Source organism: Paenibacillus nitricinens (genome assembly GCF_052056485.1).
GTDB lineage: Bacteria > Bacillota > Bacilli > Paenibacillales > Paenibacillaceae > Paenibacillus_AQ > Paenibacillus_AQ nitricinens.
In genome coordinates, this window is the sequence record NZ_CP183948.1 from 615201 (window position 1) to 627940 (window position 12740).

A 12740-nucleotide genomic window follows, 5' to 3' on the forward strand; every position below is an offset into this window, starting at 1 on the left:
AACTTATAGGCGAAGCAACAATGAGGTAATCTCACTCCGCATTCTTCGCATACATTAAACCTTTCCACATGCAATGCTTAACCCTCTGATTAGTTAATCCCAATAATGATAAGCCCTCATGCGTGTAAGGTCTTCTCCAAAGGAAGGGGAGCGAATACCTCCTAATCTCTTTGAATATTTACCATTTACAGGATTGACAATGGTAAATTAGGGACATATACTGTGTATATAGATATATACAGTAAGCACAGGGATATGAACACCTGCTTCCCGAAGACGCTGAAGACATTGAAGACATTGTAAAGCGAGGTTAGCATTTATGAGAACAATAAGGGATTCGTGGTTTATCGTCTGCTCTGATTTTAGAGGAGACAAATTAAAAGTATTTGGAACACTCATAACCACAATTATTTTTATGGGTTATCTGGCTGGAATGATGAGTTTGGTAACAAATGACGTGCTAGCTAATCAAGATCGGACAATGTTAGCAGATTTTTTACTTCTCTCATTAATGCCGTTAATCGGAGTCTCATTCTCCCGTCGTTCTATGAAATATTGGAGTGAAGACTCCTACACAAGAATGTTGGCTTACTTACGAGCTTTACCGATTCCTGTGACAGTGGTATTAACTCGGAGAAAGTTTCAGGCGATAGGGTCCTTTACTGTGAATGGTGTATTGTTCTTCGGAATTGTCTATATGCTCGGTGAGAACTACCGCAAGGGGATGACATTACCGGCGTTTATTGCTTTTGCTATAACTTGGATCGGTGTAGGACTCATTGTTTCAGGCTTATATATTTTTATCGAATATCTATTTAGCGGAAAAGTTTATCTAGGGCTAACCGTGCTAATCGTAGTGGCATCTTGGGCAATATCGTTCCTGGTTATGCTAGGGGGAGGCAACCTATTCTTGTATAGCATCTCGCTTTCTAAGGAATGGGGGCTGCTATCCCCGATCATGTGGGGCACACTTCTGCTAGGGACAATATCCGTGCAATTATTCTCTAAATGGACTATCCATCGACTCAAGAGTCGCGATCTCGTATGAACAATCTGAAATGGCAAGGACGGCGCTCTAGCAAGCTAGAGTGGAAGGCGAGGTGTAAACATGTGGATACCCGTACAAATCAACGAAAATAGTGCTGAACCCCTCTACCATCAGATAGAGACTCAGCTTAGATCATTAATCATAAGTGGAGTTATTACAGAAGGTACGCTGCTCCCCTCGATTCGTGAGTTTGCTGGAGACCTGAAATGTAGTGTGATTACGGTGCGACGCGTGTATCAGGATCTAGAGAACGAAGGGTTGCTACGAACAAGACAAGGAACAGGTACCTTTGTATCCCATGTAGGTGCCTCTGCGATGGAGGAATATAAGCGAGAGACGATCAGCAAAGCGCTTGAGAGTGCAGTAGACATCGGTCGATCGGTACATTGCAGCAAGGAAGAGCTTGAACAGATTTTTCTGGAAATTGTAGAACGTAAATATAGAGAACAGGAATGAAAGGTGGGCGCTTACTCAGATGGTACAGATGGCGATAGAATTGCGGAATGTACGTAAACAGCGGCGTAGCAAGACAATTGGACCGCTAAACCTGAATCTGCCTCAAGGATATATCACAGCTTTGGTAGGTCAGAATGGATCTGGTAAAAGCACGTTACTGAATCTACTTCTACAGCTGTCGAACCCAGAGGAAGGTGATATTTATTGGTTTGAGAACAAGTATGATAACGAGCTGCCTATAGAGCTGCGACAATCTATTGCTTACGTCCCTGAGAATCCGATTTCAGAAGAGAATCACTGGAATGCGGAACAAGCGTCCCGATTTCGAAAGCATTGGTTTCCAAACTGGGATGAGTCGTATTTTCAGGATCTGATGGATCGCTTTGAAGTTCCGTATCATATGAGGCTCTCGAAGATGTCTAAAGGTGAGCGTCGGAAATTTGAAATTGCCGCAGCTCTTGCGTCACGCCCACGTCTGTTATTACTGGATGAGCCCTCTTCTGGCCTTGATCCTTTTGCCTGGAAGATTATGATGGAGACGCTTCACAAGTATATGGAAGAGACGGATGCAACGATGATTATCTCTACACACATTGTGGAAGAGGTACGGCGGCTGGCAGATTATATCGTGCTTATGCATAGGGGTGAACTGCTGGGTATGGCCGAAAAAGACAGTCTATTCGGTGCTTGGACTGAAGTGTGGGTGAATATTGCAGATGAAGAGGAGCTTGCTGAGTTATCAGCGGAATTACCGGGAGGCATAAACTTTGCCATGGATACACCGGGTGTAGCTTCGTTTATCATAGAACAATTTTCTAAGAACGAGAAACGCATTCATGACTTGGGCGTAAAAGTTATCAAGAGTCGCATTTTGGAATTAGATGAAATATTGGGTTTATGGACACAGGGATACCGTCCTATCCTGATTGATCACAAGAGAGGGGACTAGAGAAATGGAAGCCTTAAAGCTGGAAAGTGTAATGAAGCAATATGGAGAAAAAACCGCTGTAAACGGAATTAATTTATCGGTAGGCAAGGGGGAAATTTACGGATTACTGGGGGCAAATGGTGCTGGAAAAACAACCACAATGCGTATGGTGCTTGGCCTAATTTACCCTGATGGCGGGAATATTTTATATAATGGAAAGCCTTATAACAGCGAACTCCAGCAAATCATGGGCTATCTGCCCGAAGAAAGAGGATTATATCCAAAGGTAAAGGTAAGCGATCAAATCGTCTACTTGGCACGTCTGCGCGGGATGTCGGCTAGTGATGCAGATAAGAGCCTTCGCTACTGGCTCGATCGGTTTGAGGTTCCGGATTATTACAATAAGAAGATTGAAGAGCTCTCCAAAGGGAATCAGCAGAAAATGGGCTTTATCGCCGCAGTTGTTCATAAGCCGCAAATTCTGATCCTTGATGAAGCCTTCAGTGGTTTGGACCCTGTTAACGTGGAACTACTGAAAGATACGGTAAAAGAATTGCGTGATCAAGGAACAAGTATCTTATTCTCTACTCACCGGATGGAGCATGTTGAAGAGCTTTGCCGTAATATTACGATTCTGGATCGTTCCAATACTGTCGTGCAGGGCGATATTCGTACGATTAAGAGTGGGTATCCTCGTGAACAAGTATTGTTGCGTACGGATAACGAAGTGACTGGTCTAGAATCAATTGCAGGTGTAACAGCAGTACAGCGACAGGAGAGAGGTTATCTGCTGTCAATCAGTGAGATCGGCGCAGCACAACGTATCCTACAGCAGGCGATGGCGCAGGGTGAAGTGGAGCATTTTGAAATTAAGGAACCAACGTTAAATCAAATCTTTATCAGAGCGGTGGGTGAATCTCATGAATAAGATGGGGACAATTATTGGCTTTACCTTTAAAAATAAAGTAAGAACGAAATCATTCATGATTACTACGTTAATTCTAGTGTTGCTGCTCAGCATCGGGATGAATCTTCCGTATATCATCGATCAGTTTAAGGGTGATTCTAAAACAAACGCAGAGACTCAAATTGCTGTGATCGCGGAAGATGGAAATCAGGCTGCAGAGTTGTTGAAGGCATATACTTCACCTGAAGGAATGCCGCAGGCGAAAGTTGTGCAATATACTTCTGCCGATGATGCGGAGCTAAAGAAAGCTTTAGATGAAGGGACTGTAGAGGGGTATGTTACTTTTGCAGAATCGACTGGTGAAGGACTTCCACCCGTTACTTATTATAGTGAAAGTGGTGAATTGAAGGGCGATGTACAAATCTATCTCCAAAATGCCCTTCAGCAGGCCAACACCCAGTTCGTTGTTGGCGACAAGCTGACACAGGAGCAGATTGCTGCTATGTCAACACCGGTACAGATAGCTACTCAGCAGCTCAACCCTGATGGGACTGCGGGAGATAAAGATGCGTCGCAGGAATCCGCTCCAGCTATTAATTACGTTATTGTATACGCCATGCTTATGCTGTTCTTCATGTCTATCATGATGACTGGTAATATGATCGCAGCTGAGATTACTTCGGAGAAGAGCTCACGGATCATGGAGATTCTGATTACTAGTGCCTCACCGTTAGCGCAAATGTTCGGTAAAGTTATCGGAGTCTTCTTAGTAGGATTATTACAAATTGGCGTCATTATCGCAGCGGTAGTCGTCAATCTTAAGCTTCCGCATAATGCAACGATTTTGAAAGATTTAGACCTGGATTTAGGCCAGCTTAATATTAACTTGTTGCTTTATGGGATTGTTCTTTATGTACTGGGTTATTTCCTCTATGCCTTGATGTATGCAGCTGTAGGTTCAATTGTCAGCCGTACAGAGGATCTTGGCCAAGCGGTTATGCCGATTATGATGTTAGGCTTCGTAGCATTCTATGTTCCACTATTCAGTATCTCCAATGCGGATACTCTGCTGGTTAAGGTAGCGAGTTATGTGCCGTTCACCTCTCCATTGACCATGCTGCTCAGAATTGGTGTCGGTGAAGTAGCGATTTGGCAAGTTATTGTGTCATTAGCCATCCTGCTTGTTACCACGTTCATCTTTGGATGGTTGGCTGCCAAGATTTATCGCACGGGCGTATTGATGTACGGTAAACGTCCAAGTATTAAAGAGATCAGAAAAGCGATGAAGGCTTACAAGATCTAAGTGGCTTAAATAACTTTTAAGGAGTGGTAATCATGACTAAAAGTGAACAAAATAATATGATGCTTTTAATGAGTTCGGTATCTCTAGCTATGGTTAGTAGAATGCTCCCGACAGATGGATCCATTTTAATGGATTTCACTCAAGGTGTATTAACTGGTATCGCCATGGTAGGGATGGTTGCAGGATTGTGGATGTACGGTAAGGCGCGTAAGAGCAAAGCGTAATAGTAGGGAATAAGGAAGCCGCGGCAGATGCCGTGGCTTTTTTGTATACATATCGTAAAAGTTATGTAGCCGCTGCTTCTCCTTTGTTGATATTCATTATGAAGGAGTAGATCTAATCTTAGCTTCATCCGGACTCAGCAGGCGTTATTTGCGAGTAAACCGCCTTTGGAAGATAGTTGCGGACTCCAGTGCAGCTGTTCGATATGGATGGGGGGTAGTTGGTGTTTTTGATCCAATAAGGTCCATGAAGTTCGCAAACTTACCAAATGTCTTTTCCCATTAGGGCTACACAACGGATAGATTACCACTAGGCAGTAAATCCTCTTGAACAGTCAGTTGCTCCCGCACATGTCTAAGCTGCGCTTTTAGTACAGGAACACTCTTTTGCAGGATAATGCTTATTTGAGGTAAAGATAGCTTTAGGCCATACCACATCGTTTTTACAAGCTGTTCCTCCCAAGGCAATGCCTTGGCAGATAGGAGAGACCGGCGCGTGTAATAATCAGCGCATTGTCGGATACAAGAGCGGTAAGCTTCGATAGAGAATAGCTGGCTGTCGAAGCTTTTTTGACGGAATAGTTTATGAAGCTCTTTAAAAGTACGGATAGTAACCTTCTCGGCTTCTGCTGATTGTTGTAACAACATAGAACTGAGCGCATAGATATCATTCGTACACTTTTGAACACACGCTGCAAATATAGCTCTACGGGGTGATTCAGCAGGTAAGGGGTCAGGCATGATAAACACGATCCTTTCAGAATGGGTTATGGGATGAACCTATAATATAGAAAAGTAAGAAATGGATTTGTTTATAAGCTCGGCGGTATCAGGTTCTGGATAACTATGTTTTTGAAGCGCAACACTGGATGGTTTATAATATAGCCGCCCTCCTCTGGAATCTCTCCCACCAGCAACAGCTCTGTACAGACGACCTTGCTCAATGTGCCCTGCCAAGGATTTACCCTGCAGCTTGGCTTTTAAATCCTGTAAAGCACCTTGTACTAGCTCAAACTGAGTCTGATCCCACTCTGAACCATGGGTACGTACTTTATCTATCGCTTCCTCAAGCCGGCAATGGTATATCATTCTGAGAAAAGAACTCCATTTAATAAGGTCGAAGGTTTGGGTATTGGCAGAGATAAGACATGCCCCCCAGCTGCTACCTCCTTTACAGGTAAGTTTCAGGATGCCATACCGGCTGCCTTGATGAGCCTCCATTCCATAGTGAATAGGCTCAGGTGAATCAAAGACAAATACTTCTATGCGAGATAGTCTTCGCTGGTCCATGACGGTTTTCTCCTCCTTAGGTTTCCAAAAGCTTTAGATCTACATGGTGAATTACGTTAGCCTTCTCTATACAGGCGAGCATTTCAGCTTCATACTCACAGACTGCGGTATGCTCCAGCCATAGTAAGAATCTCTGTTTGCGTATAACGGATAAATGTAAGGGAAGGTTGTTGCGGGATCTCATTGCGTACCAACCGACTTCAACATCTTTTCACGGTTCCTTAAAAGCGGTGAGACACGGAAAACGTTGGTGTGCTGACCAATCCTCAGCTGTTGCTTTTCTCGGATGTTTTTATATATTTCGTATATAATCGTTCGATCCAAACAGTATTCACAGGTAGATGGGCTGTTGAAATGGCGAAGTGAACTCCAAAGTAAACATAATTTAGACTTTTCGGCTCAAGTAGCCCTTACTGAGTTCCCCAATAATAGTGTTTCATTCCTTTCACCCCGTCCAGCATGCTATCACCCTATAGAATCAGGTAACGCAAAAACCGCAGCAAGAGGAGGACCTCTGCTGCGGTTTTGGAATACAGGTATATACACACCTGTGCCAAAGCGTGGCGGATCAAGGGTCTCTCTCTTTACGCTTACGAGGTTAGCTGCCGGATTCGGACGGTGAGAGTCGCCCTACCTATGTGAGACTTGAACAGTCTCCTTCGGATTCACCCCAAGTAGGCCATGTGGCCTGATGGTTCCCCCGTTCCCTGCAAAAGCAGGAACTCAGCGTTGAATGTATTTCGTGAAATAGATTCAACCCGAATCATACTCTTTTCAAGGTGTTTCTGTAAAAACAGAAAGTGTTCTTTTGAGCGCAATTTTATCCATATCCTGCCGACTACGACGAAAAAAGGATCCAAATAGGTATTTATTGCGCGTTATCGGGCTTCTTCCTCGCTTAATCTCGCTTTCTTGTTTCCTTTCCTATAAAGGCGATTTTTGGGGATTCCTCCAATTGTGGTGAATAAAATCACGTGGTATGCCCGTATTTCGCTAATCGATTCAAATTCGAGTAAACAAGAGATATAGAGAGATTGGATATCAAGTAAGCGCTATCCAATACGAAAATAGTTTTTAATTTGCATTATTTTGGCATCAATCAGGTTTTACAATACTTCCTGCATAAGGGTATGATTACTCCTGTTTCAACACAACAATCGAATATTTGATCCGCTTAATTTCCGTTAAGGAAAGCGGGGGAACCAACAATCGGCAGACGATGTGAGAGTCGGAAGCCGGTTATGGGGTGAATCCTGTAGAGGATGCGAGTGTGCTCGCATCTATACAGGTAGGGCGACTCTCACCGCCCGAATCCGACAGCTAACCTCGTAAGCGTATGGAGAGAGGATGAGTGCAATGTGACCGCTAGCGAGCCACAGAGGAGAATCCTTTGTGGCTTTTTGCTGTGCTTTTTTAAGCAAAGCATTTATGGAAAACCTCACGAAGAGGTCGTTATATTCATCATTAGCGGTAGCTTTTCTTTCAAGACCAGGGTGATCAAGCTCTGATCTTACAAGCAAAGCATTTGAGGAGAATAAGAGATGACAGATCAGAATGAATATGTACTGGTATGTGCGCCAACGAAGGCAGGAGAACATTTTATTAAGCTTCTAAAATTCAGAGGCATTAAGATGGCCGGATTGACCAACAACTTGCCTGAGAAGTCCCTACTTGAAGAGATGGGGATTGAGCAAGTTGTTCTAGTAGATACCCGCCATCAGAATACTTGGTTTCGCCCGCCGTTCCCGGTAGGCCGGGTATATCTGTTCGAGAGCAGCTTTACATTATGCTGCCGCTATATTCAGATGTGCCGCACTTGGACGACACAGCCGATTTTTGTAATCACAAGCTCAATAAATCCTAGATTGGTCTATAAAAGACTTGGCGCAAGTTATGTAATCTATTCCCACAGTGGTGATGCTGATTTTCTGATCGACAGATCACCTCATCAAGGATAAAAGAAGGAGTGCGGGAAATATGATGGATCTGTATATGGTGGCTACGCTAGCTGTGATTTACGGGTTGTTTTATGGATTTATGCGCTGGTGCGCAGGTGTAGTTGAGGATACAGGGAGGGATAAGCTGTGATTCTAGTAATCGCTGTTACCCTATTACTGTTTGTATATCTGGTTTACGCATTGATTCATCCGGAGAAATTTTAAGGAGGGGCATTCATGGGCATTTTGCAAATCGCTCTTGTAATCGTAATTCTCATCTTGCTGGTTAAGCCGATGGGCACGTATTTATATTATGTATTTTCTAATGAACCGAACCGTACGGATCGCTGGTTTGGAGGTATAGAAAAAGGGATTTTTAAGCTGATCGGCCTGAAAAAAAAGGACGGAATGTCCTGGAAGAAATATGCGCTCACCTTTGTTTTAACGAATATCGTACTGGTAACTTTCAGTTATATTTTTCTTAGATTACAGCGGGGACTGCCGCTAAATCCGAATGGAATTGCAGATATGGAACAGACGCTTTCATTCAATACGGTGATCAGCTTTATGACCAATACGAACCTGCAGCATTATAGCGGGGAGACGGGGCTTTCGTATTTTTCACAAATGGCCGTCATCACGATGATGATGTTCACGTCTGCAGCGAGCGGATTTTCTGTTGCGGTTGCTTTTGTCAGAGGGATCACAGGCCAGAAATCAGTCGGGAACTTCTTCGAGGATTTCGTCAAAGCACATATTCGTGTGTTCATTCCACTAGCTTTGTTAGTTTCATTGGTGCTGGTAGGCTTGCATGTGCCGCAAACGCTAAAGCCTTCGCTTGAGGTCACTACTCTGGAAGGGCAAACCCAACAAATTGCTATCGGGCCAGTCGCTTCTTTGGAATCGATCAAACATTTGGGCACGAATGGGGGCGGCTTCTTCGGGGCTAATTCCTCACATCCTTTTGAGAACCCTAATCCACTTACGAATGTTCTGGAGATTCTCTCCATGTGGATGCTGCCGGCTTCGCTACCTTATATGTACGGATTGTTTGCGAAGAACAAACGTCAGGGCTGGGTGATTTTTACTGCGATGATGACCTTGTTCGTACTGCTATTAAGCCTGAACTTTTATGCAGAATCAAAGGGCAACCCTGCGATCAATGCACTGGGAATTGAATCTTCACAAGGTAGTATGGAAGGGAAAGAGGTACGCTTTGGCATACCGCAGTCTTCCTTGTTTACTTCAGTAACAACCGCAGCTACAACAGGTAGTGTTAACAATATGCATGATACGCTGACGCCACTGGGAGGCATTACGCCTCTTGCACTGATGATGCTCAACAATGTTTTCGGTGGGAAAGGTGTCGGACTAATTAATATGCTGATGTATGCCATCATGGGAGTCTTCCTATGTGGATTGATGGTTGGTAGAACACCGGAGTTTCTCGGACGGAAGATAGAGGCCAAGGAGATGAAGCTGATTGCCATTGCGATCCTTGTTCATCCATTCATTATCCTTGTGCCAACCGCAGCTGCATTCCTGACCGATTTGGGGCAAGGAACGATTACGAACACTGGATTCCATGGGCTCAGTCAAGTGTTATATGAATATGTCTCTTCTGCCGCGAACAATGGTTCAGGCTTTGAGGGACTTGCGGACAACACAACCTTTTGGAATGTTACAACCGGGATTGTCATGCTGCTAGGTCGTTATGTCTCTATTATCGCAATGCTGGCGGTAGCAGGTTCTCTGCTTAAGAAGAAGCCGGTTCCTGAGACGATTGGCACGTTCCGCACAGACAATGGACTGTTTACGGGAATTCTGATTGGTACCGTAGTGATTATTGGTGCGTTGACGTTCCTGCCGGTCATTGTACTCGGTCCCATTGCAGAATATCTAACCTTACGGTAGGAAGAGGGAGAATAAGATGAGTACTGTAAAAAGAAAAAAACTGCTGACGGGACCCATACTCCTTAGCGCTGTAAAGGATAGTTTTATAAAGCTTAACCCAGTAACGCTAATCAAAAATCCAGTCATGTTCGTGGTAGAGGTCGGTACGATCATTGTCCTCCTCATGGTGCTGGCTCCTGGATATTTTAATGCAGAGCAATCGATAGGCTTTAATATCACTGTGTTGTTCATTCTGCTATTCACAGTGCTATTTGCGAACTTCGCTGAAGCATTGGCGGAAGGCCGGGGTAAAGCCCAAGCCGATTCGCTTAAAAAAACAAAACAAGATATCACAGCTAACAAACTGGTTGGAGGAGCGGTGAAGACAGTCTCTTCCTCCGAGCTGCGTAAAGGAGATATCGTCATCGTCAGTCAGGGAGAACTCATCCCTGGTGACGGTGAAGTGATTGAAGGACTGGCTTCCGTAGATGAATCAGCGATTACAGGTGAATCTGCACCTGTAATCAAGGAGGCTGGTGGGGACTTTGGATCCGTTACAGGCGGTACACGGGTCGTCAGTGATGAGATTAAAGTTAGAATTACAAGTGATCCTGGTGAGTCGTTTCTAGATCGAATGATCTCCCTTGTTGAAGGGGCGAAACGTCAGAAGACACCGAATGAAATCGCACTAAATACGCTTTTGATCAGTTTGACGCTGATTTTCCTGATTGTAGTAGTGACCTTGCGGCCAATTGCGACTTATCTTGGTGTTGATCTAGACATTCCGGTCATGATCGCTTTGTTGGTCTGTCTGATTCCGACTACAATCGGTGGACTACTCTCCGCAATCGGAATAGCGGGTATGGACCGGGTGACCCAGTTTAATGTACTCGCGATGTCGGGTAAGGCCGTTGAGGCTGCTGGCGATATTAATACCATGATCCTAGATAAGACCGGTACGATTACCTTTGGGAACCGGATGGCGAGTGAATTTGTACCTGTCGGAAATGAATCCGAAGCGGAGCTTACGGCATGGGCGGCTATCAGTTCCCTAAAGGATGAGACGCCTGAGGGACGTTCTGTGATTGAGCTGGCCAAGAAGCTGGAACGCAGCTATGACAGCAAGCTTGCTGAAGGTGGCGAATTCGTAGAGTTCAAGGCAGAAACTCGGATGAGTGGTATTGATCTGCAAGATGGACGCTGTGTACGTAAAGGTGCGGTGGACTCCATGAAAAAATGGGTACAGTCGAAAGGTGGAGTCATTCCTGCGAACCTAGACAGTAATTCTGATGCCATCGCTCGAATGGGGGGGACCCCATTAGCGGTTGCGGTAGACCATCGGATCTATGGATTAATCTACTTGAAGGATACCGTTAAGCCAGGCATGAAAGAGCGGTTTGATGAACTGCGGAGGATGGGGATTAAGACCATCATGTGTACGGGTGACAATCCGCTGACCGCAGCTACCATTGCCCGTGAAGCGGGTGTAGATGATTTCATCGCGGAAAGTACACCTGAAGATAAAATAGCAGTCATTCGCCGTGAGCAGAACGAGGGCAAGTTGGTTGCGATGACCGGGGATGGTACCAATGATGCCCCTGCTCTTGCACAAGCCGATGTGGGCTTAGCCATGAACAGCGGTACGACAGCCGCTAAGGAAGCGGCAAATATGGTCGATTTGGATTCTGACCCTTCGAAGATTATAGAGGTCGTAGCGATTGGTAAACAGCTGCTGATGACACGGGGGGCGTTGACAACCTTTAGTATCGCGAATGATATCGCGAAGTATTTCGCCATTATTCCCGCAATGTTCATGCTCGCCATTCCGGAGATGGAAGCCCTGAATGTAATGGGACTAGGCTCGCCAAGCTCAGCAATAATATCCGCCTTAATATTTAATGCAATTATTATTCCCCTGCTCATCCCGCTGGCGATGAAGGGTGTGTCCTATAAAGCTATGAGCTCTACGAAGCTTCTGGGACGCAATATTTTTATCTATGGGCTAGGCGGAGTCGTTGTTCCTTTTGCGGGCATCAAGCTCATTGATATGATCGTAAGTGTATGGATTTAATGACGTGTTGACTAATCACTGAAAGGGTGAGAGCATCGTGAATAACAGAAACGCCATGGAGGACACTGAAGAGCAGTTGTCATCATCGAAAGGTGCTTATTTCTTTATTATTGTACGAATTAGTTTAGTATTTATTGTTCTCTGCGGAGTGATCTATCCTCTGACAACTACAGCGCTTGCCCAGGTTCTGATGCCTTCGCAAGCGAACGGTAGCTTGCTTAAGAATGATGCTGGAGTAGTGGTAGGCTCAGAACTCATTGGGCAGAACTTTACGAACCCAGCTTTATTCCAGGGTCGTGTGTCCAGCATTGAGTATAAGGCAGAAGCTTCAGGTTCCAATAACTACGGTCCATCCAATCCGGATATGCTGCAGCGGACAAAGGACTTTATTACACAGTGGCAGCTTGATAACCCGGATGTGCCCGTGAACAAATTACCAGTCGATTTGGTCACCAACTCAGGTTCAGGGCTTGATCCGCATATCACACCTGGTTCGGCCATCGTGCAGATTCCTCGGATTAGCCATTTAACCGGTATTCCTGCGTCACAGCTGGAAGAGCTTGTGAATAAGCATACCGAGCGTCGTGACTTGGGGCTGTTCGGTGAAGAAAGGGTAAATGTGTTGAAGCTGAACATGGAGCTTCTGAAACTATCGAACCAATAAATATAGCAAATGTCCCTGCCAG

At 44.9% G+C, this 12740-nt stretch carries 13 protein-coding genes and 2 riboswitches; of the genes, 11 read left to right on the forward strand and 2 right to left on the reverse strand.

What is annotated here, in order from left to right; translation table 11 throughout:
• The first annotated feature begins 319 nt into the window (after positions 1-319).
• From ACN6KS_RS02785 to ACN6KS_RS02810, 6 genes are read left to right on the forward strand one after another with little or no spacing between them, the layout of a single operon-like run.
• Positions 320-1048: a hypothetical protein gene (locus ACN6KS_RS02785; RefSeq protein ID WP_094873978.1), complete on the forward strand. Its 729-nt coding sequence runs from the start codon at positions 320-322 to the stop codon at positions 1046-1048.
• A gap of 60 nt (positions 1049-1108) precedes the next feature.
• On the forward strand, positions 1109-1504 hold the full coding sequence (locus ACN6KS_RS02790) for a GntR family transcriptional regulator (RefSeq protein WP_094873980.1): 396 nt from the start codon (positions 1109-1111) through the stop codon (positions 1502-1504).
• A gap of 19 nt (positions 1505-1523) precedes the next feature.
• Positions 1524-2453, forward strand: coding sequence for an ATP-binding cassette domain-containing protein (locus ACN6KS_RS02795; RefSeq protein WP_094873982.1), 930 nt, complete (start codon positions 1524-1526; stop codon positions 2451-2453).
• A gap of 4 nt (positions 2454-2457) precedes the next feature.
• A complete protein-coding gene (locus tag ACN6KS_RS02800) occupies positions 2458-3360 on the forward strand; it encodes an ABC transporter ATP-binding protein (RefSeq protein ID WP_094873984.1) in 903 nt (300 codons plus the stop codon).
• Positions 3353-4642 carry an ABC transporter permease gene (locus ACN6KS_RS02805; protein WP_094877486.1) on the forward strand — a complete coding sequence of 430 codons (1290 nt, stop codon included), beginning with the start codon at positions 3353-3355 and terminating at the stop codon, positions 4640-4642. Before ACN6KS_RS02800 ends, ACN6KS_RS02805 begins: the two co-directional genes overlap by 8 nt.
• Before the next feature lie 32 nt (positions 4643-4674).
• Positions 4675-4866 (forward strand): hypothetical protein, encoded by a 192-nt coding sequence (locus ACN6KS_RS02810; RefSeq protein WP_094873988.1) that lies wholly within the window; start codon positions 4675-4677, stop codon positions 4864-4866.
• A 285-nt stretch (positions 4867-5151) separates the two neighbouring features.
• On the opposite strand, the gene ACN6KS_RS02815 is transcribed toward ACN6KS_RS02810, so the two are convergent.
• Entirely contained in the window at positions 5152-5604 is a 453-nt protein-coding gene (locus ACN6KS_RS02815; protein WP_440961289.1) for a hypothetical protein, read from the reverse strand.
• Between the two features lie 39 nt (positions 5605-5643).
• On the reverse strand, positions 5644-6153 hold the full coding sequence (locus tag ACN6KS_RS02820; RefSeq protein ID WP_094873992.1) for a hypothetical protein: 510 nt from the start codon (positions 6151-6153) through the stop codon (positions 5644-5646).
• Between the two features lie 573 nt (positions 6154-6726).
• Positions 6727-6892, reverse strand: a riboswitch (cyclic di-AMP (ydaO/yuaA leader).
• Between the two features lie 422 nt (positions 6893-7314).
• Positions 7315-7504, forward strand: a riboswitch (cyclic di-AMP (ydaO/yuaA leader).
• 190 nt (positions 7505-7694) lie between these two features.
• Between ACN6KS_RS02820 and ACN6KS_RS02825 the strand changes: the two genes are divergently transcribed.
• From ACN6KS_RS02825 to kdpC, 5 genes are all read left to right on the forward strand, one after another.
• Entirely contained in the window at positions 7695-8111 is a 417-nt protein-coding gene (locus tag ACN6KS_RS02825; RefSeq protein WP_440961290.1) for a hypothetical protein, read from the forward strand.
• Positions 8112-8237: 126 nt separating this feature from the next.
• Complete coding sequence (gene kdpF, locus ACN6KS_RS02830; RefSeq protein WP_076285959.1) at positions 8238-8315, forward strand: K(+)-transporting ATPase subunit F; 78 nt, start codon at positions 8238-8240, stop codon at positions 8313-8315.
• Positions 8316-8327: 12 nt separating this feature from the next.
• The gene (gene kdpA, locus ACN6KS_RS02835; RefSeq protein WP_440961291.1) at positions 8328-10004 is read left to right on the forward strand and encodes a potassium-transporting ATPase subunit KdpA; all 1677 of its coding nucleotides are present in this window, start codon (positions 8328-8330) and stop codon (positions 10002-10004) included.
• A gap of 16 nt (positions 10005-10020) precedes the next feature.
• The gene (kdpB, locus tag ACN6KS_RS02840) at positions 10021-12054 is read left to right on the forward strand and encodes a potassium-transporting ATPase subunit KdpB (RefSeq protein WP_094873998.1); all 2034 of its coding nucleotides are present in this window, start codon (positions 10021-10023) and stop codon (positions 12052-12054) included.
• A 55-nt stretch (positions 12055-12109) separates the two neighbouring features.
• The gene (kdpC, locus tag ACN6KS_RS02845; protein ID WP_094874006.1) at positions 12110-12718 is read left to right on the forward strand and encodes a potassium-transporting ATPase subunit KdpC; all 609 of its coding nucleotides are present in this window, start codon (positions 12110-12112) and stop codon (positions 12716-12718) included.
• Positions 12719-12740: the final 22 nt, after the last annotated feature.

Excerpts from the sequence above, each read along its gene's own strand:
- ACN6KS_RS02810 (WP_094873988.1), top strand. The coding sequence starts at position 4,675 with ATGACTAAAAGTGAACAAAATAATATGATGCTTTTAATGAGTTCGGTA.
- kdpA (WP_440961291.1), top strand. The coding sequence starts at position 8,328 with ATGGGCATTTTGCAAATCGCTCTTGTAATCGTAATTCTCATCTTGCTG.
- ACN6KS_RS02820 (WP_094873992.1), bottom strand. The coding sequence starts at position 6,153 with ATGGACCAGCGAAGACTATCTCGCATAGAAGTATTTGTCTTTGATTCA.
- ACN6KS_RS02815 (WP_440961289.1), bottom strand. The coding sequence starts at position 5,604 with ATGCCTGACCCCTTACCTGCTGAATCACCCCGTAGAGCTATATTTGCA.
- ACN6KS_RS02785 (WP_094873978.1), top strand. The coding sequence starts at position 320 with ATGAGAACAATAAGGGATTCGTGGTTTATCGTCTGCTCTGATTTTAGA.
- ACN6KS_RS02800 (WP_094873984.1), top strand. The coding sequence starts at position 2,458 with ATGGAAGCCTTAAAGCTGGAAAGTGTAATGAAGCAATATGGAGAAAAA.
- ACN6KS_RS02825 (WP_440961290.1), top strand. The coding sequence starts at position 7,695 with ATGACAGATCAGAATGAATATGTACTGGTATGTGCGCCAACGAAGGCA.
- ACN6KS_RS02790 (WP_094873980.1), top strand. The coding sequence starts at position 1,109 with ATGTGGATACCCGTACAAATCAACGAAAATAGTGCTGAACCCCTCTAC.
- ACN6KS_RS02805 (WP_094877486.1), top strand. The coding sequence starts at position 3,353 with ATGAATAAGATGGGGACAATTATTGGCTTTACCTTTAAAAATAAAGTA.
- ACN6KS_RS02795 (WP_094873982.1), top strand. The coding sequence starts at position 1,524 with ATGGTACAGATGGCGATAGAATTGCGGAATGTACGTAAACAGCGGCGT.
- kdpC (WP_094874006.1), top strand. The coding sequence starts at position 12,110 with ATGGAGGACACTGAAGAGCAGTTGTCATCATCGAAAGGTGCTTATTTC.
- kdpB (WP_094873998.1), top strand. The coding sequence starts at position 10,021 with ATGAGTACTGTAAAAAGAAAAAAACTGCTGACGGGACCCATACTCCTT.